Origin of the sequence: Clostridium ganghwense, assembly GCF_026735165.1 — a bacterium.
Taxonomy (GTDB): domain Bacteria; phylum Bacillota; class Clostridia; order Clostridiales; family Clostridiaceae; genus Clostridium_H; species Clostridium_H ganghwense.
In genome coordinates this window covers 289,931-314,379 of the sequence record NZ_JAPQES010000001.1, presented here as the reverse complement: position 1 = coordinate 314,379, position 24,449 = coordinate 289,931, and the positions used below count along the sequence as shown (strand labels likewise).

The following is a 24,449-nucleotide window of genomic DNA, read 5'->3' as shown; positions in this document are numbered from 1 at the left end:
ACTTAAAATTATAAAGGTATTATTTTACATGACTAAATACACTTATATATGTTATAATTTTATAGTTTTGTGGAAATTGTAAGTAGAACAAATTATGTAAAATAAAAGGGAGTTATAGAAACATGAGTAAACTAAATAAACAAGAGATGAAAATGGTCTTTGATGGCTTGATGAGATTTGAAGAAATGGTAGATAAAAATATGCAAAAACAAGAAGAAAAATTATTTAAGCCTGTTAAGATTGATTATAAAGTTAAAGATTTTTTAAATGGATTAACTAAAGATGAATTAGATGAAATAAGAAGAAAATTAGATATTAAAGGTGTAAGTAAATTAAAAAAAGCTGATTTAATAGATGTACTTGATATTGAAATACATAAAAATTTAGAGTTAATATTTGAAAGAGACTTACAGAATGAGGAGTATAAACTTATTAAAAAGCTTATAAACAATAAAGGCTTTATTCAATTCGATAGAAAGTACATAGATGTTGTAAAGTATTTGAGAAGAATAGGGATTGTGTTTTCGGGAATATTGGAAAATGGGGAAGAAATCATAATTATTCCAGTAGATTTTAGAGGCTTAATAGAAGAACTTACTGACAGCAGTAAAAATACTAGAAACATAAAGTTGAGAGAAAAGTGGACAAACATAGTTCATGGGCTGTTATGCTATTACGGTGTACTAAAGTTTGAGGATTTATCAAATTTAGTTGAGAAATATTCAGAAGGTAATTTTGATTCTACATCGTTTAATGATATACTTAATAATGAAGTACAAAAAGGCAGCAAAATAAAATATTCAAATAATCTTTATTATCATTCAGAAGTTAAAGATCCTGTTGCTATATATAACAAGCAAGAAAAGTGTAAAGACATAGAGTATTACCATGTTACAAAAGATATGATAGAAATGGCAAATAAGGGTAGCTTATCTAAAGAAGAAATAGAAGTTTATAACTATTTAATAAAAAAATTCGGTATGAGCAAAGAATATGCTGAGTATTTACTTAAATCTTGTATAACTTCTATTAAAAATGATAACGAGTTTAAGGATATAGTTGATAATATTTTTCAATATTTAGTTTTTACCGATGTTAATGAAGCTAACTATTTTGTAGGAAAGATTAATGAGCTATATAGTAGTACTCGCTTGTGGAGTTTGAAAGGATATACAGCTGTTCAAATGTCAAAGTATGAGCAAAAAATTATAAATATACAAAAAGAAACAAATAAAACTGTTAATAATAAAATAGGAAGAAATGAACCTTGTCCCTGCGGAAGCGGAAAGAAATATAAAAAATGTTGTGGAAAATAAAGTCATTCATCTGAATGACTTTATTTTTTCTGATTATTAGTAGGATTTTTTGATATAATATAAAAATGTAGTAACTAAGGAAGTTATTATATATTTTTAAACGAAAGAGGTAAAGTTATGAAACACCTATTTATTATCAATCCTAAAGCTGGTAAAGGAAAAGCAATGGAGATTATACCAGAAATCGAAAAAATATTTAAAGAAATAGATGAAGAGTATATTATTGAAATAACGAAAAGACCTGGACACGCTACTGAATTAGTTAGAAATTATGTTAATAATGAAAATTACCGAGTTTATTCTGTTGGAGGTGATGGAACTTTAAATGAAGTTTTAAACGGTATGGCTAATAGTGATAGCTGCCTAGGAGTTATACCTAGCGGTAGTGGAAATGATTTTGTTAAAAGTATTTGCAAAAAAACAATGTCTCAAAATATACTGAAAAATACCATAATAGGAATACCTAAGAAGGTAGACTTAGCAAAAATTAATGATAGATATTTTATAAATATATCTTCTGTAGGTATTGATGCAGAAGTAACAGATAATGCTAAAAAATTAAAAAAATTTCCGTTTGTTTCAGGTGGAGTGGCTTATATGTTAAGTTTTTTTAGTACAATATTTAGCTATAAATGTAGAGATATTCAATTAAAAATTGATGATATAGAAATAACTTCACAAATTACATTACTAGCATTGGCAAATGGAAAGTACTATGGTGGAGGCATGAAAGTAGCTCCACATGCAGATTTACAGGATGGTATTCTTGATGTTTGTGTTGTTGACAAACTAAGCAGAACAAGAATGTTAGCTTTATTTCCAAAACTTATTAAAGGAGAACACGCAGGTGAGGAAGAGGTTTCTTTTTATAAAGGTAGAAAAGTAACATTAACAGCAGAAGAAGAAATTGCTGTTAATATTGATGGAGAAATAATAAAATCGGAAAAAATCGATTTTATTATAATTCCTCAAAGTATAAAAATTATCATTCCACAAGCAGAATATTTACAATAGACTAAAGACAAAAGGAGAATGAGTATATGATTAAATTATTTTGGTATACGTATTTTGCAATTTATCTTCTGATAAATAGTATAACAGGTGGGATTAAATTATTTTTCTTGAGAAAAAAATCAACAGAACTGGCTGATAAATATGCTTATAAGAAGGTTAAAGGTATATCAGATCATGTTTTAAAAGTATCTAAAACTAAAACTGAGGTAATGGGAGTGGAAAATCTTCCAGATGGGCCTTGTGTTTTTGTATCTAATCATCAAGCAATTTTTGATGGATTTCTTTTAACTTCAAATTTAAACAGACTTACAGGATACATTGCAAAAAAGGAGATAAAAAAAATTCCATTGGTTCGAAGTTGGTTAAGTGCAATCCATACTGTATACATTGATAGAAAAAATATTAGAGAAGGTATAAAAGCTATTAATGAAGGTGTAGAAAATTTAAAAAAAGGTTATTCCATGATTATTTTTCCAGAGGGAACGAGAAGCTTGAAATCAGAGATGGTAGAATTTAAAAGAGGAAGCATGAAATTAGCCCTTAAGGCAAAGGTTCCTATTGTACCTATTACAATTGATGGTACTTACAAAGTTTTAGAAGTTGGTAATAAGGTAACAGGACATACTGTTAAGATGGTAATTCATAAACCTATATATTTAGAAACACTATCTGAATCAGAGAGAAAGAATTTAGCTCAAATTACTCATGATATAATTGAAAATTCATTAAAAAAATTATAAGTCAACTTGCTTGACATTTATAATAAAGTTAACTATAATAATGTAAAAATGATTATATATTAACTTCGTATAACCCCAATAATATGGTTTGGGGGTGTCTACCAGGGACCTATAATTCCTGATTACGAAGAAAATACACTTATGTGTATTTTCTTTGTAATCAGGGTTTTTTGCATTTCTAGAATTAAATTTTTCATAATATAAATTTATAATATAAAATAAATAGGAGGGTAATATGGATTTATTAACTTTACCAAAAATTGAATTACATTGCCATTTAGACGGCAGCGTTAGACCTGAAACAATTATTGACATAGCGATACAAGAAGGAATCAGTATTCCAACTAATGATATTGAATTAATAAAAGATATGTTAATTGCACCTTTAGAATGCAAATGTCTTGATGAATATTTAGAAAGATTTGTAATTCCAATATCAGTAATGCAGTCAAAGGAGAGTCTTAGAAGAATAGCTTATGAACTTCTTGAGGATGCGGCAAAGGAAAATGTAAAATATATAGAAGTAAGATTTGCGCCACTACTTCATATTGAAAAGGAATTAAGTGTTGAGGAAGTAATTGAAAGTGTATTAAATGGAATTAAAGAAGCAGAAGAGAAATTTGATATCAAAGGAAATTTGATACTATCATGCATGAGAAATATGCCTGTGAATACGGCTTTTGATATAGTTGAAAAAGGTAAAAAATTCCTTGGGAAAGGAGTTGTAGCGATAGATTTAGCTTCAAGTGAAAATGAAGGATTTTGTGAAAGATTCATTGAACCGATAAAATTAGCGAGAAAATATGGATACAGAGTAACTATTCATGCTGGTGAAACTGGAATAGGTAAAAATGTACTTGAGGCAGTTGAGCTTTTAGGTGCTGAAAGAATTGGCCATGGAATATATATCAAGGATTGCGCTGAAGCATATAAAATTGTAAAGGATAAAGGAATTGCTCTGGAGATGTGTCCAAAAAGCAATGTTCAAACTAAAGCAGTAGATATTTTTAGCAATCATCCAATTTATGACTATCATAGAGATGGAATCAAAGTAACTATTAATACTGACAATAGAACTGTATCTGATACAACCTTGAGTAATGAATGTGATATAGTGTCGAAGGAATTCAGTATCACATATGAAGATTATAAACAAATTTACTATAACAGTGTTGAGGCATCTTTTACTGATGAGGAAACAAAGAAAAAATTGAGAAATTACATTGAATAAGATTATTATTTCCTAAAAAATTAACCTAGAAAATCTAAAATATAGATTTTCTAGGTTTTATACTTTATATATAATTAGTTTAAGCTGGTGTTTCAGTTCTTTCGGAAGCATATTCTACAACTTTGTTATAGCGTTTTATATCTTTGATTTTTTTCTGCTTTTTATAAGCCTGTCTTACGCTGCCTACAAGTAATAGAGACATAATAATTAGTATAATTGCAAATGGAAGTCCTGCACTAATTACAGCTGTTTGTAATGCTGAAAGTGCTTTTTCACCACCAATTAACAATAATACTGCAGCTATAAATCCTTCCATAAAAGCCCAAAATATTCTTTGAGGTATTGGTGAATCCAATTTTCCTCCAGATGTAATATTGTCTACAACCAATGAACCAGAGTCACTTGATGTAACAAAGAATGAAATAACTAATAATGTACCTAGTATTGATAAGATAACTTTTATAGTTCCCGCTAAAATTGGTATATTTAAATGGTTTATCATCTCAAATAAAGCTATTGGAAGATTATTTTGAACTACTTCAAATAATTTTCCACCAAGTGCATTGTTTATATGTATAGCAGTACCACCAAAGACTGATAACCATATAAATGATAAAAGAGAAGGTACGATTAATACCGCTAAAACAAATTCTCTAATTGTTCTTCCTCTAGATACTCTTGCAATGAACATTCCAACAAATGGAGACCATGATATCCACCATGCAAGATAGAATACAGACCAACTACCTTGCCACGTTGAGTCACCTGTTGATATGAAAAAGGAAGATTTAACAAAATTATTTAAATAAAGACCTAAAGAATTAGAAAATGTTTTTAATATATATGATGTTGGCCCAAGAATGAAAACAGCAATCATAAATACAAGAGCCATTTTTATATTTAATTCAGACAAGAATTTAACACCTTTGTCTATTCCTGAAACAACAGATAAAGTTGCTATTAAAGTAATAACAGCAATTAATATAACCTGTATTTTAACATTAAAATCTATACCTAATAAATGGCTTAAACCACTATTGATTTGCTGTACTCCAAGACCTAGTGAAGTAGCCAATCCAAATAAACATGCTACAACAGCAAGCACGTCTATAAGATCTCCGATAATTCCAAAAGTTTTTTCTTTTAATATTGGGTAAAATACTGATCTTAAAGAAAGTGGCAAATTTTTATTGTAAGCGAAAAATGCTAGAGCTAAAGATATTAATGCATATATTCCCCAAGGATGTAATCCCCAATGGAAAAAAACAGTTGCCATAGCTGAATTAACGGCATTTCCACTCTGGAAAATTGGTGGTTTACTTACAGAATGATATAAAGGTTCTCCTACTGACCAGAACATTAATCCAATTCCCATACCAGCAGATATCAACATTGAATACCATGCAAAGTTTGAAAAATGAGGTTTGGCATTAACGCCTCCTATTCTTACATCACCTAGTTTTGAAAAAGCAAAAAACAAACAAACTACAATAAAAAAGTTACTGGATAGTATAAAGAGCCAATCCCCTTTAGCAATAATTGCGTTTTTAACGCTTTCGAAAACTTGATTTGCATGTTCTAAATTTAAAAGTGCATATCCTGCAAAAACCAATATAACTAATCCGGCAACAATAGATACAACTGGATTCATATCTAAACCAAATTTAGTAAAATTCCTACTATATAATTTTTCTTCGAGTTGGTTACTAATATCATTTTTCATTAAAAAACCTCTCTTTGTATATATTTTTGAATAATAAAAAGCACTCTAATTCTATGTAAAAACATAGAATTAGAGTGCCTAAATTTCGCCAAAATCTTGACTCATTTTATACCACAAAATTGTAGTGTAGTTTAGACCCGTTTGGACCTAAACAGACCCCAGTTCTATAAATAAATATTTTTCAACAATAGTCTCACGGTATGATGGTTAGTTTACTTAAATCTGTAAGGAATACATATTTAAGCTCACAAGCCTAGTTACTACTAAAGTCTACTTCACAAATATAAAACAATCTATATAATTTCTTTTGAAAAATAAAGATAATTAGAAAATACTAAAACTAAATAGAAAATAAGAGTGGATATAAGAAAAAAGAAAAATACCACAACTTTCCATTGACTAATACTTACCTTATGATTGTAACATGTACAAGCATAAAAGTCAATTTATGAGCGTAAGCATAACAGTTTCTACTGTGGTATCGTCTAATTTTTATTTAGTCTTGAATTTGAAAATTGATTATAAAATTTTACATTTAAGAAGGAAAATAGAAATTTATGTCGAAATCTTATTCAACATAATGTAATTTAATACAAAATATTTTTGAGGAACATAATTATGAGAAATTTGTAAAAGAATGTATATTGCATTATGTATATAAAATTTCCAATTAATTAACAGAGAGGAGAAAAATTATGATAGGAAAAGGACTTAAGAAAAAATTAGTAGTATTAACTGTAATAGGAGCTATGTTGATTCCAGGAACTGGAGCATATGCTCAAGAGGCAAAAAATAATTATAATCTAAAATTACAAAATAGCAGAAGTACTTATGATAGTAAAATATCAACTTCTTATATTAAATCATTAGTAAATTCAGTTCCAGAATTAGAGGCTGGAAGATGGTCACCTAATACATATAATGCTTTGAAAAATTTAATTCTTAGAAATGGAATAAGAAGCACTAAATATAATTATAACAGTAAGCCTTATGCTGTATTTGATTGGGATCAAACTTCTATATATATGGATACAGAAGAAGCGCTTTTTAGATATCAAATAGAAAATCTTGTTTTTAAAATGACTCCAGAGGAATTTTCAAAAGTAATAAGGAAAGATATACCAGACAAAAATTTTAATGAAGAATTTAATAATAAAAGTGGAAAATCTGTTAATATATCAAAAATAGGTGAAGATTTAGATAATGACTATAAATATTTATATAATAATTACGTAGGTCTTAAAGGGAAAAAATCTTTAGAAGAAATTAAAAAATGTGAGCAGTTTAAAGATTTTAGAGCAAAACTATATTATTTATATGAATCTATTAATGGTAGTTTTGATGCAAGTGTAGGATATCCGTGGGTTTTATATATGTTTAAAAATATGAATTCACAAGAAGTTAGAGCTTTAGCACAAAAATCTGATGATTTTAATTTAGCAGATGCAATAGAAAAACGTACATGGACAAGTAGTGAAAAGTTATCAGGTAAAGCAGGTGTAGTTTCAGTAACTTTTACTAGTGGACTTCGTACTAACCCTGAAGTTATTAATTTAATGCATGCTTTAGCTAAGAATGGTATTGATGTATACATTTGTTCTGCATCTTTTGAAGATGTTATTAAGGAATTTGCATGTAGTCCTAAATATGGATATAATCTTCCAGAAGATCATGTAATCGCTATGAAATTAGAAAGAGATAAAAAGGGAATAATTCAGGCTGAGTATAAAAAAGGTTATCCTCAAACACAAGGGGAAGGTAAAACAAAAGCTATCAAAGATATTCTTGTTAAAAAATACGGTCATGGACCTGTACTTGTATGTGGTGACAGTAATGGAGATGTTAGAATGATGAGTGATTTTAAGGATACTCAATTAGTTCTAATTAACAATAGATTAAAGAGTAAAACAAGTCCTATAGGTAAGCTTTCACAAAAAGCAGCAGAAAATATAGGAGATGCTAATGCAAAATATATTTTGCAAGGTAGAGATGAAAATATTGGTTTATATAGACCTTCAGAGAAAACAATTAAATTAGGGTCTGATGAAGAAAGATTATTGCATAAATAATAAATAGAAGAGAGGCTGTTGTTATTTACATACAGCCTCTCGTTTATTATATTTTAAATTTATTTAATTCATTATTTAATACATTACATAGTTCTTTTAATTTGTGTGTGTGTTCAGATATTTGTTCCATACTTGCTAACTGTTCTTCAGAAGATGCAGATACCTCTTCAGTTGCTGCAGATGCTTCTTGAGAAGATGCAGAAATATTAGTAATAGATTTAATTATTTCACCTTTTCTATTATTCATTTCAAAGGTATAATTTATAATTCCATCTAAATGTTTTGTTAACTCATTTAACGAACTTAATATTTCATTAAATATATCTTTAGTCTGTATTACTGCAAGATCATTTTGTTTTACAATATCATTTGTATCTTTCATTTTTTCAACTGACAGTTTTGATTTGTCCTGAATGTCTGTAATATGATTTTTGATTTCATATGTAGATTCAGAAGTTAATTCTGCTAATTTTCTTATTTCATCTGCTACTACTGCAAAGCCTTTTCCAGATTCACCTGCTCTAGCTGCTTCAATAGATGCATTTAATGCTAATAAGTTAGTTTGTTCTGCTATTTCAGTTATAGTTTTTACTATTCCACCTATATTATCGGAACTTTCATTTACATTAGATATAATTTTACTTATTTCATTAGAGGATTTATTAGTTTCAGAAGAACATTTAGTTAATTCTTTTAGTACTTTAAGACCTTCACTACCTAATTCATTAGTCTTATTTGCCAAACTACTTATTGATTTAGAGGCTGAAGTTACTTTTTCTATATTTTGAGATAATTTATTCATTTCGTTTGAACTTATCTCTGTATCTAACGCTTGTTGTAGCGAAGATTTTGCAATTGATTGCATAGAAGAAGCTACCTCATTAGTTGATAAAACTGTTTGTTCAGTTATTTTAGCAAGATAATCACATGAGTTTTTCACTGTGTTTGATGAAGAATTTGCAGTTCTTATTAAGGAATTTATATTATCCACCATATTGGTAAGCTCTATAGATATCTGACCAATTTCATCGGTTGATGTAACATTTACTTTTACTGTTAAATCTCCATTTGATATTGTTTTTATACTATTGAGCAGATTAGGAATTTCTTTTAATATTTTTTTTGTTAATACTAATAGTACAATAAATAATATTATAAAGGCAATAACATATAACAATATAAGAGTTTTATTAAATGATACAAGTTGTTTTTCAATTTCTTGTTTTTCCATGCAAACACCAACAGACCAACCATTAGAGTTTATAGGATTATAAGATATATATTTCTCTTTATTTTTGTATGTGTATGTAGATATATCTGATTTGCCATTTACCATTTTATTTCCTATAACTTTTAAATCATCACTTAAATCAAATATTTTTTGTTTTAAAATCTTTTCAGTTTCAGGATGATATATTATAGTTCCATCTGTATTTAATAAAATAGAATAACCAGTAGTACCTATTTTTTGTTTTTTCATAATTTCAGGTATATCATCAATAGTTAAATCAATAGCTATAGCTCCTAAAACTTTATTGTTATCAAAAATTGGTTTTACAATACTAATAACCATTTTTTGACTGCTAGTATCAAGATAGGGTTTTGTAAAAGTAGTTTTACCTGCTTTTATTGGCTCAATATACCAAGGCCTTTTTTTTACATCATAATCAGGTTTCTGTTTTTTTTCATCACTTCTTATGTAAATACCAGCATCATTTAAAGCTACGTATACTAAAGAAATATTAGAATCTGATGCTTTAATGTTTTTTAATGTTCTTATTATATTTTCATATTCAGGTTGAGTTGTAGTTTGATCTCGTGTCTCTACTTTTTTCAAGTAATCTAATATAAATTGATTGTTAGCTAAATTATTTACTATTTCTTCTTTTTTGGAGAAATAAGAATTTAATCTTTCTGAAATAGTATCAGTGTTAGACTTTAGATTATTTTTTAAATCTTTTAAAAGTAAATTTCTAACGTAATTATTAATGTAAAGGCCTACCATTAAAAATACTATTAGCATTACAGAAAGAGAACAAAATAAGATTTTTTTTGAAATACTATTATTTTTTAACTTTACCATGAGTACTATCCCCTTTTTTACATGAACATATTTAAATATTATTTATTGCTATCAATTAGTATTATAAAAAAAATATAGAAAAATATCAATTTTTTTATAAAATAAGCCAAAAAATGTAATGAAAAGGAGAAGAAAGACGAATAAAAGCAATACAAAATAATATTTGTATTTTTAAGACGTGAAAAAGACAACTGGGGTAATTAAATTACTCTAGATGTCTTTAAAATTTAAAATATTACTTTTTTAATATTTTACCTTAAATGCATAGGTAGTTTTAGTATTATATTTTTCACCAGGATTTAAAATGTAAGCTGGAAAATTTGGATTGTTAATAGCATCAGGATACCATTGAGTTTCAAGACAAACTCCTAGATGATTATCAGAAGATACTCCACCTCTTAGAGTCATGTCTTTTCTAATAGAATTAGCTGTAAATAAAACTACTATTGGCTGATCTGTTGAGATTTCTAGTATTCTACCGCTTTTTTCTTCTTCTAGTATAACTTGAGGATTAGTAGTTTGATTTAATATAAATGGGTGGTCGTAACCATTACCGTATTTTATTTGTTCATTATCAGCAAAGATATCTTTATTAATATTTTTGCATTGTCTAAAATCAAAAGGAGTATTTTTTACATCTGAAGAAGATTCAGGAACACCTTCTGAATTAATAAGTATATATTCATCAGAATTAATAGTTAAAGAGTGATTAAGAATCTTTTCTTTGCAATTACCTGATAGATTAAAATAACTATGGTTAGTTAAAGTAATAATAGTTTTTTTATCGGTTTCAGCTTCATATGAAATTTCTAGTATATTGTCATTAGTAAATTTGTATACAGCTTTTACATTTAAGTTTCCAGGAAAACCTTGATCACCATCAGAACTTAAATAACTAAGCTCTAAAGCAACATAATCTTTATCAATAACTTCTTTTATATTCCAAATTTGATTGTTAAATCCAAAAGGACCTCCGTGAAGATTAGAATTGAAATTGTTTGCTTTTAGCTTATATTCCACATCATCAATAGTAAATGAGGCATTAGAAACTCTTCCTGCTATTCGTCCTATTAATGCACCAAAGCAAGGGGACTTTTCTTCATAATTCTCTATATTATCTAAACTTAATACAACATTTTCAAAATTATCATATTTATCTGGTACACAAATTTCTGATATAATTCCTCCGTAGTTTAATACTTTGATAAATGCTGAATTATCATTTGTCAGAGTATATTCGAGAACATCTTTATTATTTGCTGTTTTACCAAAATAGTTCTTTAATATTTTCATACAAAACCACTCCTTTTCTAATAAATGGTATTTAAGGGATAAGCAAGTGGGAGAACTACTTTAAGTCGTTCTCCCAATGAAATCTTTAAATTTCAATTTCTACACCATAGTGATCAGAAACTACTTCCTTGTTTTTACCATTGAAAATAACTTGAGATGATTTAACATCAATTTCTTCATTTACTAAAATCAAATCAAGTCGCATGTTATTTTTATTTTCATCCCAACCATCGATTTTACCTTTTACAGTAATACCTTTATCTTTTTGTTTGGCAAGAGAGAAGGTATCATACATTCCTTTTTCAATTAAGTAGTCATATCCTTCATCTCGAATGAAAGCATTATTGTTAAAATCTCCCATTAAGAAAGTTGGTTTATCAAATGCAATGTTTTTAAAAAGACAGTCTACTTGATTTTTAAAAGGTTCTTCCTCATCAATCCACCATCCAAGATGGCATGAGTAGAAGTCCATTAACTGACCATCTATATTTATAGAAGCACCAACAATTTTACGTGTCTTCCAATAGTTTATATCATGATTTCTGGATATGAAGAATGAATATTCTTTTACTATATCATGCTTGGTTAAAAGAGCAAGTCCTTCTTCATATACATCATAGCCAATATGTGAAAAATCCCAAACCATTTTATAATCACTGACATCCAATTTATTTAGTTCGTTTAACAAAACTAAGGCAAAGTTATTTGCCTTAATCTTGTTATCTATTGATTTTTCATTTATTAATTGACTTACTTCTTGAATTGCAATAACATCATATGATTTTTCTTTGATGTCATTTACAATGGTTTGAATCTTTTCAAGTTGATTATCTTCCTGCCAAGAGTGACAGTTTAATGTTAAAAGCTTCATAATATTATATTCCTAAAATATCTTGGATGTCAGATTTTAATACGTCTGCTTTTGGACCATAAATTGCTTGAACCCCTTTACCTTTAACAATAAGTCCTAGAGCACCATTTGCTTTCCATTCTGCTTGAGAGCCTACATTATTTATATCTTTAACTGTTACACGAAGACGTGTCATACAAGCATCTACGTCTACAATATTATTTCTTCCACCAAGTAAATCAATTATCTTTTCAGCTTGGCTAGATTCAGTTTTACCAGCAGCAGCTTCTTTCATTCCAACAGTAGAAGTTGTATCATTTGAATCATCTTCATCTTCAGAATCAATTTCATTTCCATTACGTCCTGGAGTTGATAGATTAAATTTGTTAATCATAAATTTAAATACAACGAAATTTACGAAGAAGAATAATACAGTTACCAATATAAATCTTATTAAATCACCTGTAATTCCTGCGTTTGCAATCATTGGGACACGTGCTATAAGTTCTAGTATACCAAAAGAGTGAACACGTAGGTTAATTATATCTGCAAATGCAAATGCACATCCTTGTAGAACTGCATAAGTTACATATAATATTGGTGAAACAAACATAAACATAAATTCAAGTGGTTCAGTAACACCTGTTAAGAAAACTGCAAGTGCTGCTGAAAAAAACATTGATTTGTATTTTTCACGTTTTTCTTTAGCTACGCTTGTATACATGGCAAATGCAGCACCCATTAATGAACCAGCGCCTCCAATCATTTGTCCAACCTTAAAACGCGCTGGATGAACTGTTGCAAGTAAGTTATTGTATTGAACCATATCTCCAGCTGATTTTAAGTTACCTAAGTCAGTAGCCCATGCAAGCCAAAGAGGATCTTGTCCAGCTATTATCTGACCTATTTTATCACCAGTTAAGATTGTGTATGTTCCACCAAGATCTGTGTAGTTTATTGGTACTGTAACCATATGGTGCAGACCAAAAGGTAATAATAAACGTTCAAGTGTACCATATATAAATGGTGAAAGGAATGGTGCAGAATTTTGTGATGTTGCAATCCATTTACCAAATCCATGTATGCCTGTTTGAGCAAATGGCCAAACTAGTGAAAAGATTAATGCAGTAACTGCTGAACCTAATATAACAACAAATGGTACAAATCTTTTACCATTAAAGAATGCAAGTGCGTTTGGTAATTTATTGTAGTTATAATATTTGTTGTATAAAATTGCTCCAAGGAAACCAGAGATAATACCAACAAATACTCCCATATCTAATGCTGGAGATCCAAGAATAGAAGTAAAGTAGTCTTTAACTAAAAGATGTTGACCTGTTAATGAAGTTACTGTTGCAGTTGCATCAGTAAGCATATCACTAGTAACACCGAATATAGTACCAGTAATTTTATTTATTAAAATAAATGAGATAAGTGCTGCAAATGCACCGCCAGCACGTTCTTTAGCCCAAGAACCACCAATAGCTACAGCAAAAAGTATGTGGAGATTACAAATGATTGCCCAACCTATGCCTCCTACAACTTGTGCTAGGGTTTGAACAAACGAAACATTAGGTGCTAACATTCCGATAACTGAACCTAATGAAATCATTAATCCGCCAGCTGGCATAACTGCTACAACAACTAGTAAAGCTTTACTGAATTTTTGCCAAAATTCAAATGAACCTTGTCCTGATTTTTTCATAATAGTTCCTCCCTCACCGTAATAAATACAACATTAGTATAAATTATTTAGGTTAATGATAATTGCTCATCCGATATCCTATGTGGTATACGCAAACGTTTGCACATGTTATAATATTTTACCTAAAATCTAATGAACTAGGGTTGCACAATATTAAATAAAAAATTAAAAGTATATTGAGATTAACAATAATTATACAATTAATATTTTTACAACTCGTGCAAACGTTTGCGTGCACTGCAATATTTTACGCTGATATTTCTATCAGCTAATCAAGTAAAATTATTATTAGAAATCAGATGATTTATTGTATTTAGTATAAAATATTAAATGAGTTGTGTCAATAAAATTTATATTTTTATAATTTTTTTATATTTTTAGGAAATTTTGAATGAAAAACAAATTATAGCCAGCAAAACAATGAATTAAATTGATCTACTGGCTAGTTTTAGTATTATTAGTTCTAATAGTTTTTAAAGGTAATAAATAGATTTACAGCTTGACAGCATTTTTTTTTATTACAGCGGTGATTATTCCTTTTTCTTTATTCAAAATTACTAATTCGTTATTGGTTCTTTTACACCAAGATTTAATATCTTCATAAAATTCAGGATCAGAAGCTGTTACTTTAAGAGTATCTCCTTCACGTAATTCAGCAACTGCTGATTTAACTTTCATTAATGGGCCTGGGCAGCTAAGACCACAAGCATCTAGATTTTTAACAAAATCAGTTTTGCTTTCAGTTTTTTCTTCGGTTGTAGTTATTCCAATTGGTTTTAGTCTTTTAGGTTTTAGTCTTTTAGGTTTAAATTTTGCAGACATATAAGATTTATAGCCACCTGTAATATTTTTAACGTTAAATCCATGCTGTTTTAGTATTCGTTCTGCAACATATCCTCTAAGACCTATTTGGCAGTATACCCAGTATTCTTTAGATTTATCTAATTCATTTACATGTTTCCTTAATTTATCTAAAGTTATAAACATAGAATCTTCTATATATCCGTTATCTCTTTCTAATTGAGTTCTTACATCTAAAAGAACTACATAGTTTTTATCTCTAGAATCAATATCTCTAGGAAGAACTATTTCAGAAAAACCACTTAGAATATTTTCAGCATAGTATCCAGCAATATTTACAGGGTCTTTAGCTGAAGAGTAAGGTGGTGCATAGCATAGTTCAAGTTCTGTTAAATCATGCACTTTTCCACCAAGTCTTACAACTGTAGCTATATCATCAATTCTTTTATCAACACCTTCATATCCTATGGCTTGAGCACCTAATATTATACCTTCACTATTAAATATCAATTTAAGAGCTATTGGTGTAGCACCAGGGTAATATGAAGCGTGAGATTGAGGATGTACGTATATCACTTTATAGTCTATCTTATTCTTTTGAAGAGTTCTTTCGTTATTTCCCGTACATGCACAGATCAAATCAAATACTTTGATTACCGATGTGCCTTGAGTTCCTTTATAAGTTGAATTTAAACCACAAATATTATCAGCGGTTATTCTTCCTTGTTTGTTTGCAGGACCAGCAAGAGGAATAGCTGTTTTTTTACCATTTATAAAGTCTACTACTTCAACTGCATCTCCAACAGCATAAATATCTTTGATATTAGTTTCTAACTTATTGTTTACTATGATATGACCTCTAGGACCAAATTCTAAATTTGTATCTCTTAAAAATCCTGTATCTGGAGTTACTCCAATTGCCAGAATAACAATATCAGCTATAAGATTTGTATTACTGTTTAAAGTTACTTGAATTTGCTCCCCTTTATCTTCAAAAGATTTAACACCATCATTTAATAATAAATTAACTCCGTTATCCTGCATTTCTTTTTCAGCTATTGTTACCATATCAGAATCAAAAGGTGCAAGTATATGAGGTGCCGCTTCTGCTAAGGCTACATCTATACCTCTTTCTTTTAGAGTTTCAGCCATTTCAACACCTATATAACCACCGCCAACCACAACCGCAGTCTTAATGCTTTTTTTATCAAGAGAGCTTTTTATTTTATCAGTATCTGTAACATTTCTTAAAGTAAATATTTTATCACTATTTATTCCTTCTATAGGAGGAGTAAGTGGTTTTGCACCTGGAGCTAAAATCAAAGCATAATAGGTTTCTTCGTAGTTTTCTTTATTTTTACTTTTAACCACCACTTTTTTATTATCTGTATCCAATCCTATAACTTCACTATTAATTCTAATGTCTATGTTAAATCTTTTATTCATAGCTTCAGGCGTTTGTAATAAAAGATTTTCTCTTTCTTTTATAGTTTCACCAATATAATATGGGAGACCACAGTTAGCAAAAGATATATGTTCACCTTTTTCAAACATTATGATTTCAACATTTTCATCTAACCTTCTAAGTCGTGCAGCAGAAGATGCACCACCTGCAACACCTCCAACGATTATAATTTTTTTACCCATGACAATACCTCCCTATTTTTATAGGGTTATTTTTTGCACTATTATTCAAATAATACGTTGATTACAGGTTCATTGATAAAAAAGTTCCTAAATAAATTGTCAAGTCATATATTGTAATGAAATCACTATATTTAGATGAGGGAAAGATATGTCTACTTTTAAGTGTTTAACTAAAGTGTTTAAGTCATCAAAAGAAATATTTATTGATGATTTATCTAAATTTATATTAATTAGTGATTGTCATCGAGGAGATAATAGTTGGACAGATGATTTTGCTAATAATGAAAATATTCTTTTTACGGCATTAAATTATTATTATGAACATGATTTTACCTATATTGAAATAGGAGATGGAGATGAGCTTTGGGAAAATAGGAAATTTTCAGAAATAAGGCAAACACATAGTCCTATTTTTTGGTTAATGAGTAAATTTTATAATGATAAACGACTATATATGATTTGGGGTAATCACGATATTGTAAAAAAGAACAAAAAATATGTTCAAAAAAACTTATATTATTATTACGATGAGCGAAAGGAAAAGTATAAACCTTTATTCGATAAAATTGAAGTGTATGAAGGACTAATTTTAAAGTACTTATCTACAAAAAACAAAATTTTTATTGTACATGGACATCAAGGTGACTTAATTAATGATCAGCTTTGGCGTTTGAGTAGATTTTTAATTAGGTATATATGGAGACCATTGACATTACATTTGGGGGTTAAAGATCCAACAAGTCCTGCAAAGAATTATAAAAAGAAAAAAATCACTGAAAAAAATATTATAAAATGGGTAAAAGCTAATAATCAAATGGTTATTGCAGGTCATACACATCGTCCTATGTTTCCTGATGTTGGAGAACCACCATATTTTAATGATGGAAGCTGCGTTCATCCTCGATGTATAACAGGAATTGAAATTCAAAATGGTAAAATAATGTTAGTAAAATGGAGTGTAAAAACAAAAAATGACGGAACATTGTATGTAGAAAGAGAAATAATATCAGGTCCTAAAAAACTACAGTCTTTTTTTATTTACTCATAGTTTGTTATTTTAAATGAAAGCCTTTAAAAATTCGCCATGATTGCAATTTAGTTTTGCGGTTATGGCGAAGAGTTAAAAAGTATTAAATATTAAATTTTTGTACTACTGAATCTAATTGTTTAACGATATTTTCAAGTTCTTCTGTAGTTTGAGCTACATTTTCCATTGCACTTGACTGTTCTTCCATAGATGCAGATACTTCTTCAGTAGAAGCTGCTGATTCTTCAGAAATAGCAGATATTCCATGGATAGAGCTTAATACTGAATCTTTATCTTCATTTACTTTATCAATATTAAGAACAAGATGATTTGTTTGTTCTATCATATCTACAATAGCTTTTTCTATTGTATTAAAAGCTTTTTCAGCTTCATTCATAGAAGAGTTGGCTTCACTAATTGTAGACTGTCCTTTATCCATATTAAGCTTAGCAACGTTTATTTCATTCTGTATTTGCTCAATCATATTGTTAATTTCATCAGTAGAGTTAGCAGTTTGTTCAGAAAGCTTTCTTATTTCATCAGCAACAACTGCAAAGCCTTTGCCAGATTCACCAGCTCTAGCAGCTTCTATAGCAGCATTTAATGCTAATAGATTTGTTTGTTCTGCTATTGACTGTATAGTGTTTACAATTTCATTAATGGAACTAGATTTATCAGAAAGAATATTTATATTTTGTGCAATTTGTGAAACAGCTTGGTTGTTTTCTTTTACTTTATCAGCTAGTATTTCCATAGCTTGCATTCCTTGAGTATTAACTATTTTAGTATTATTTGAATATTCTTTAAGTAAGTCAGCGTTATTACTAGCAGTATTAATTTCATCTGCAAGATTTGTAAGCTTTTCTGTTCCTTCTTGGGAATCTCTAGCTTGTTCTGTGGCACCTTTTGCTAGTTCTTCTATAGTTTTTGTTACAGCATCAATAGATTGTACGGTTTCATTAATAGATGTTGAGAGGGTTTGAGAATGATTGTTTACATTAGTTGAGTTTTCTTTTATATTTCCTACTATAGTTCTTAATTCTTCTCTTAAATTCACAACTGCCTTTCCCATAATTCCTGTTTCATCTTTATACCATGAAATTACCTCAAAGCTTTTATCATATTTTAAATCGAGTTGGGATGTTTTATCTATAAGTTTAGTTATTAATAAAATAGGATTGCTTATTTTTTTACTGAAATATACTGCTGAAATAACAGAAAGTATAATAGCTGCAATTATGAAAGCACTTATAGTAAGTATGTTTTTGTGCATATGTTCTTCTAAAACAGTTTTCTTTTGCATAATTAGGTTGTCTATATCATCAATATAGTTTCCAGTTCCAATTACCCAATCAAAAGGTTCGAAGTAAAGCGAATATGCTCTTTTGGGAAGAGGTTCAGTCCCACCATTTTTAGGAAACCAATAGTCTGTATATCCTCCATCTTCTTTCATACCGTTTTGGATTATGTCTTGAATTATATAGTTACCTTTTTTATCTTGAAGATTATATCTGTTTTTACCTTCCGAATCTTTTCCAAGTAAAACTACATTTACACCTGTACTAGTATCTGCCCAAAAGTAACCTTCTTTTCCATATCTAGCTTTTCTTAGTGTATCAGCACCTAGATTTTTTACTTCTTCAAGTGTCATTTTACCATTTTGATACTTGTCATAATAAGATTGAAGTATACTAACCATGGTTTCTACTTCGGTCTTTATGTTTTCGTCATAATCACGTTTTAAAGTACTTTCAAGTTCTTGAATATTTTTAATATTGTCTTGTCTCATTTTAACAATACTAAAAATTCCGATACCAGAACCAGCAATAAGACAGGTAATAATAACTAAAAGCATTATTTTTGTACTAATTTTTTTCATTCTTTTCACCTCATTTAGAGTATTTATTACATATATCGGTAAAAAATAATAAAAATTTAGAAGAGTTTATTGGGATATAGTAAAAAATTTACATCTGATACACATTGTTAAAGTCATTCATACAGAATGGCTTTTTATTTAGTAAAAATAATCATTTGATTTAATGTATATGCACATGGTAATATAATGTTATTAATTAGTAAATTGGTTAAGTTTAACAAATTAAGTGAAATAATATAAATTTATAGATTATAAATAACAAGTGTTATAAACTAAGGATTAAACTTGGGGATTATGAGGGGGAAATAGTCTGTGAAGTATAAAGTTACAGATATTATAGACATTGAACAACTTGAAAATCTTATGTGTGATTTTTATGAAATAACTAAAATTCCATATGGACTTTTAAATCTTGAAGGTAATATATTAAGTGGTATAGGATGGCAGGATATATGCACAAAATTTCATAGAATGAATCCCGTAAGTGAAGCTAAATGTATACATAGTGACAGGTTTGTAGCAAATAGGTTACAAGAAAACAAACAATATTATATGTATAAATGCCCTAATGGCATTATGGAAGCTGTTGCCCCTATTATAGTTGAAGGAGAACATATTGCTAATTTGTTTTGTGGTCATTTTTTTTTAGAGAAACCTGATAAGGAGTATTTTAGAAAACAAGTAATTGTGTTAGGGTATGATATAGATACATATTTAGAGGCATTAGAACGTGTTCCAATTATTTCTGAAAAAAAACTTGAAACTTGTATAAAATATTGTTCCAAATTGGCAAAGATATTTTCTGCTATGGGACTAAATCAATTAAAGCAGAAAGAAGCTGAAAAGCTGCTTCAAAAAAGTAATGAGAATTTGGAAAAAAGGGTAATTGAACGTACTTGTGAATTAGTTGAAGCAAATAAGAAACTTACAGTAAGTGAAGAGCAATATAAAAAACTTTTTGAAATGTTGCCTCATGGAGTATTTGTACGTAATAAAGATACTGTTTTGTTTGCTAATATGGAGGCAGCAAGATATCTTGGGGTAAAAAGTCCTGAAGATATAATTGGAAAGAAATTAGAAGATTTGTTTTATGCACATTCTGATTATGAAGTAGACTATCAAAAATATCTAAAGTTAATTGAAAAAGAAGGTAATATGCCTTTAACGGAAGAAAAATTTATTCGCAAAAGTGATGGAAACGTTTTAGAGTCAGAGACGGTGGCAACTCTTATTACCTATAATGGAGAAAAATCAATTTTAATAGTTTTTAGAGATATATCTGAAAGAAAAGACTTAGAGAAATTAAATAAAAAGGTTAAAGAAAAGACTATTTTATTAGAAGAAACACTTGAGTATGATAAATTAAAAACAGAATTTTTTGCAAATATTTCTCATGAATTAAGAACGCCTATAAATGTAATATTTAGTGCACTGCAGATGACCAATTCTATGTTGTGTGATATTGAAATATTTGATAATGAGAATAAAAATAAGACAAAAAAATATTTGAATATAATGAAGCAAAATTGTTTTAGATTAATAAGATTAGTTAATAATTTATTAGACATTACAAAAATTGATGCAGGTTATTTAAATATAGAATTAGTAAATTGCAATATTATAAATATTGTTGAAAATATAACATTATCAGTTGTGGATTATGTAGGGAGTACAGGTATAGAGCTTATATTTGATACAGATGTTGAAGAAAAAATATTAGCTTGTGATCCAGAAAAAATTGAAAGAATTATATTAAATCTTCTATCTAATGCTGTGAAATTTACAATGGCTGGAGGGAAAGTTTTTGTAAATATTATGGACAAGTGTGATAAGATAATTATTTCAGTTAAAGATACAGGAATTGGTATACCTGAACAAAAGCAGAAACAGATTTTTGAAAGGTTTATACAAGTAGATAAATCATTATCAAGAGCAAAAGAGGGAAGTGGTATAGGATTATCATTGGTTAAAGCACTTGTTGAAATGCATGAAGGTAAAATTTCTGTCAATAGCAGAGTTAAACGAGGTGCTGAGTTTGTTATAGAGCTTCCAATTAAGGTATTATCAGAAGATAGAGTAATAAAAAATAATAATTATAATGAACAAACTAATATAGAAAAAGTAAATATTGAGTTTTCGGATATATATTTATAGTACTAAAGAAGTTTATAAGGAAAGAATAATAAAAAATAAAAATTCTTAATGAGTAAATTGTATTGATGTCTTATTTAGATCTAATTAAAAAATACACTGGGAACTAATACTCAGTGTATTTTTGGGTGGAATAATTATCTTATTTAAAATATCTCTCTAAGATACCATTTAATATTTTTGCATGTCTTGCTTCATCTCTTGAAGATTCATCTACAAAATCATGAACTTCATCTAGACCTAGTTCTTTAGCTTTTGTGGCTATATTCTTTTTGGATTTATTAGCTCCAATTTCTCCTCTTAGCATATTTTCAACATTTTCTTTTGTTGAACCAGAGATTTTACCTGTTAACTCAGCGAATCTTGCTGCATGCTCTGCTTCTTCATGAGCTATTCTTTTAAGAACTTCTCCAATTTCTCCATAACCCTCATTTTGAGCTGCTCTTGCCATAGCAAGGTATAGACCAACCTCTCCAGTTTCACCTCTAAATTGACCCTCTAGCATACTTTTTATTTCTTCATTAGCTTTAGCTACTCCTAATTGAGTTTCATTTATTAAATCTAATTTTTGCATATATAAATCCTCCTAATTTATATGTTTTGTAAGTTTATTTTTCATATTTAATTATTAACTATTATTGATTATTTATACAAAAACAACCTGTATTTTATTCTGTAGAACAATATTGCAATATATAATTTTTAAGGGTAAAATTACTACTGATAGTATGTTATCGTAACGATTTCATTTAGAAAACTAAAGAGGTGATAATATGAAGGTTTTGCTGATAGATGATGAGGAAAGTATATTAGAGTTAATTACTATGCATTTAACTTTAGAAGGATTTGAAGTAGAGAAAGGTTCTTCAGGATATGAAGGAGTTGAGAAGTTCAAAAATTTTAATCCAGATATAGTAATTTTAGATGTCATGCTTCCTGATATTGATGGATTTCAAGTCATAAATGAGCTTCAAAAGATTGATAATCAAACTCCAATTATATTGCTTACTGCTAAAGAACAGATAAATGACAAGCTTTTAGGACTTCAATTAGGAGCAGATGATTATATAACAAAGCCTTTTGATAGTAGGGAATTAATTTTACGAATTAGGACAATTTTTAGAAGAATTAACAAAGTTAAAATCAGTAGTGAAGTAAAAGAAAATAATGAAGTGAAAGAAAATAATATAGTTAAAAAAGGATTTATAAAGATTTTAAAAGATGAGAGAAAAGTATTTATTGATTCAAATGAAATAGGATTTACTTATAGAGAATTTGAAACTTTATTACTTATGGTTACTAATGAAGGCAAAGTATTTTCAAGGGAGGAGCTTTTAAAAGAAATTTGGGGATATGAGTTTCAAGGAAACAGCAGAGCTGTAGATATACATATTGAGAGAATTCGCAAGAAATTAAAAACTTATAGAAAGATTATAAAAACTGTTTATGGAGTAGGTTATAAGCTAGAGGTGTAGTTATGCAGATAGGTATAAAAAAGAAAATAATGATTATGAATATTGTAGTTTTAATTCCAGCTATTTTGTTAATTGGTTTGGTAACTATGAATAGTTTGTACGATAAGGTAATTCATAGTTCAATTAATATGCTCAAACAGGAAAGTTACAATGGACAAGCATATGTCATGAATTATTTAAAAAGGGGAGAAAATTCCAATGAAGAAATGGTTTTAGAAAACATGAGTCAGTTTATAGCTACATACTTATCCAACTATTCCAAACTTAGAGTACAGATTTATAATAATGATGGTCTTATTGGAGATTCTAAGGAGTATCCATATTTTAATAAAGATAAAGATGTAGAAAGTGCTGTTTCAGGTACAAAGGGTTATATTATTAAAAAGGTTCAAGGAAAGAGATATGTGTTTTTTTCTAGTCCGATATATTTTAACAATAAAACATTAGGTTGTATAAGATATATTTATTCTATAGATAATGAACTTAAAATTGTTTGGAATACTGTGGGTATAATGGGGTTAGTTTCAACACTGGCTATAATTATATCTATTTTTTTGAGTAATATATTTGCTAATAAGATTGTTAGTCCTGTACTAAAGCTTAAAAATGCTTCTGAACAGGTTGCCAATGGAGAATTTTCAAAAGTTATTGAGGTTGATAGTGAGGATGAGATAAGTCAACTAGCTTCTTCTTTTAATACTATGTCGCAAAATGTTAGTAAATATATATTTAAATTAAAAGATGAAAAACAAAAGCAGAAGATATTTTTAGATAATATAACTCATGAATTTAAAACGCCACTTACTTCAATTATGGGTTATTCAGATTTAATTACAAAAGTAAGAAAAACAGAGGATTTAGATAAGTGTAGTTATTACATTAAAAAAGAAGGAAAGAGATTACTTTTACTTGTAGAAGAGCTTTTGGAGGTATCTAGATTAAGCAGAAATGAATTCAAGATAAATAAACAAAAAACAAATATAAAAAAGATTATTGAAGAAAGTTTATCTACTTTACAGCTTAGATTAGATAAATATAATATTAAAGTTCACAAGAAGATTTATGATAATGAATTATTTATAGATGGTAATAAAACAGAACAGGTTATGTTAAATATTATAGATAATGCTATAAAATATGCAGAGTGTAACAATATTTTTATAAATATGAACAGTGAAAAAGATAAATTATTGATAAGTATTAAAGATGATGGAAAGGGAATTCCACTTAAAGATTTAGAAAAAGTTTTTCAACCCTTTTTTACAGTGAACAGAAAATTACAAAAGCAGTTAGGGGGAGTTGGGTTAGGATTACATATATGTAAAGAAATAATGAGAAAACAGGATGGAGATATACTAATAAAGGTAAAAGATGGAACTGAAATTGTATTGGTTTTCAAAATGTTACAATTGTGATACAATGTGATACATTATTGAGAAGATTGT

Annotated in this window: 17 protein-coding genes and 1 riboswitch; of the genes, 9 read left to right on the top strand and 8 right to left on the bottom strand. The window is 28.4% G+C overall.

Annotation, left to right across the window (positions count from 1 at the left end):
• The first annotated feature begins 122 nt into the window (after nt 1-122).
• The 4 genes from OXH55_RS01445 (at nt 123) to add (ending at nt 4,301) form a co-directional block, all read left to right on the top strand.
• On the top strand, nt 123-1,316 hold the full coding sequence (locus OXH55_RS01445; RefSeq protein ID WP_268047625.1) for a YecA family protein: 1,194 nt from the start codon (nt 123-125) through the stop codon (nt 1,314-1,316).
• Nucleotides 1,317-1,433: 117 nt separating this feature from the next.
• On the top strand, nt 1,434-2,330 hold the full coding sequence (locus OXH55_RS01440) for a diacylglycerol/lipid kinase family protein (protein WP_268047624.1): 897 nt from the start codon (nt 1,434-1,436) through the stop codon (nt 2,328-2,330).
• A 26-nt stretch (nt 2,331-2,356) separates the two neighbouring features.
• Nucleotides 2,357-3,070 carry a lysophospholipid acyltransferase family protein gene (locus OXH55_RS01435; RefSeq protein ID WP_268047623.1) on the top strand — a complete coding sequence of 238 codons (714 nt, stop codon included), beginning with the start codon at nt 2,357-2,359 and terminating at the stop codon, nt 3,068-3,070.
• A gap of 45 nt (nt 3,071-3,115) precedes the next feature.
• A riboswitch (purine riboswitch) is annotated at nt 3,116-3,215 on the top strand.
• A gap of 90 nt (nt 3,216-3,305) precedes the next feature.
• Nucleotides 3,306-4,301 (top strand): adenosine deaminase, encoded by a 996-nt coding sequence (gene add / locus OXH55_RS01430; protein ID WP_268047622.1) that lies wholly within the window; start codon nt 3,306-3,308, stop codon nt 4,299-4,301.
• Between the two features lie 79 nt (nt 4,302-4,380).
• Here add and OXH55_RS01425 read toward each other — a convergent pair whose 3' ends face one another.
• Nucleotides 4,381-6,024: a BCCT family transporter gene (locus OXH55_RS01425; protein WP_268047621.1), complete on the bottom strand. Its 1,644-nt coding sequence runs from the start codon at nt 6,022-6,024 to the stop codon at nt 4,381-4,383.
• Nucleotides 6,025-6,719: 695 nt separating this feature from the next.
• Here OXH55_RS01425 and OXH55_RS01420 point away from each other — a divergent pair.
• Nucleotides 6,720-8,093 carry a haloacid dehalogenase-like hydrolase gene (locus tag OXH55_RS01420; RefSeq protein WP_268047620.1) on the top strand — a complete coding sequence of 458 codons (1,374 nt, stop codon included), beginning with the start codon at nt 6,720-6,722 and terminating at the stop codon, nt 8,091-8,093.
• A gap of 46 nt (nt 8,094-8,139) precedes the next feature.
• On the opposite strand, the gene OXH55_RS01415 is transcribed toward OXH55_RS01420, so the two are convergent.
• The 5 genes from OXH55_RS01415 to OXH55_RS01395 form a co-directional block, all read right to left on the bottom strand.
• Nucleotides 8,140-10,176, bottom strand: coding sequence for a methyl-accepting chemotaxis protein (locus tag OXH55_RS01415; RefSeq protein ID WP_268047619.1), 2,037 nt, complete (start codon nt 10,174-10,176; stop codon nt 8,140-8,142).
• Nucleotides 10,177-10,419: 243 nt separating this feature from the next.
• Nucleotides 10,420-11,469: an aldose epimerase family protein gene (locus OXH55_RS01410; RefSeq protein WP_268047618.1), complete on the bottom strand. Its 1,050-nt coding sequence runs from the start codon at nt 11,467-11,469 to the stop codon at nt 10,420-10,422.
• Between the two features lie 85 nt (nt 11,470-11,554).
• Nucleotides 11,555-12,340 carry an endonuclease/exonuclease/phosphatase family protein gene (locus OXH55_RS01405; protein ID WP_268047617.1) on the bottom strand — a complete coding sequence of 262 codons (786 nt, stop codon included), beginning with the start codon at nt 12,338-12,340 and terminating at the stop codon, nt 11,555-11,557.
• Between the two features lie 4 nt (nt 12,341-12,344).
• Nucleotides 12,345-14,024, bottom strand: a complete 1,680-nt coding sequence (locus OXH55_RS01400; protein WP_268047616.1) for a PTS transporter subunit IIBC — start codon at nt 14,022-14,024, stop codon at nt 12,345-12,347.
• 492 nt (nt 14,025-14,516) lie between these two features.
• Nucleotides 14,517-16,472: an FAD-dependent oxidoreductase gene (locus OXH55_RS01395; RefSeq protein ID WP_418921817.1), complete on the bottom strand. Its 1,956-nt coding sequence runs from the start codon at nt 16,470-16,472 to the stop codon at nt 14,517-14,519.
• A gap of 148 nt (nt 16,473-16,620) precedes the next feature.
• On the opposite strand from OXH55_RS01395, the gene OXH55_RS01390 reads away from it, so the two are divergent.
• The gene (locus OXH55_RS01390) at nt 16,621-17,520 is read left to right on the top strand and encodes a metallophosphoesterase (protein WP_268047615.1); all 900 of its coding nucleotides are present in this window, start codon (nt 16,621-16,623) and stop codon (nt 17,518-17,520) included.
• Nucleotides 17,521-17,602: 82 nt separating this feature from the next.
• Here the strand turns inward: OXH55_RS01390 and OXH55_RS01385 are convergent, their stop codons facing one another.
• Nucleotides 17,603-19,378 (bottom strand): methyl-accepting chemotaxis protein, encoded by a 1,776-nt coding sequence (locus OXH55_RS01385; RefSeq protein ID WP_268047614.1) that lies wholly within the window; start codon nt 19,376-19,378, stop codon nt 17,603-17,605.
• A 312-nt stretch (nt 19,379-19,690) separates the two neighbouring features.
• Here OXH55_RS01385 and OXH55_RS01380 point away from each other — a divergent pair, with 312 nt between their 5' ends.
• Nucleotides 19,691-21,532 carry a PocR ligand-binding domain-containing protein gene (locus tag OXH55_RS01380; protein ID WP_268047613.1) on the top strand — a complete coding sequence of 614 codons (1,842 nt, stop codon included), beginning with the start codon at nt 19,691-19,693 and terminating at the stop codon, nt 21,530-21,532.
• 139 nt (nt 21,533-21,671) lie between these two features.
• On the opposite strand, the gene OXH55_RS01375 is transcribed toward OXH55_RS01380, so the two are convergent.
• A complete protein-coding gene (locus tag OXH55_RS01375) occupies nt 21,672-22,103 on the bottom strand; it encodes a ferritin-like domain-containing protein (RefSeq protein ID WP_268047612.1) in 432 nt (143 codons plus the stop codon).
• A gap of 199 nt (nt 22,104-22,302) precedes the next feature.
• On the opposite strand from OXH55_RS01375, the gene OXH55_RS01370 reads away from it, so the two are divergent.
• Both OXH55_RS01370 and OXH55_RS01365 read left to right on the top strand, forming a co-directional pair.
• The gene (locus OXH55_RS01370; RefSeq protein ID WP_268047611.1) at nt 22,303-23,004 is read left to right on the top strand and encodes a response regulator transcription factor; all 702 of its coding nucleotides are present in this window, start codon (nt 22,303-22,305) and stop codon (nt 23,002-23,004) included.
• Nucleotides 23,005-23,006: 2 nt separating this feature from the next.
• Nucleotides 23,007-24,419: a HAMP domain-containing sensor histidine kinase gene (locus OXH55_RS01365; RefSeq protein ID WP_268047610.1), complete on the top strand. Its 1,413-nt coding sequence runs from the start codon at nt 23,007-23,009 to the stop codon at nt 24,417-24,419.
• Nucleotides 24,420-24,449 lie beyond the last annotated feature (30 nt).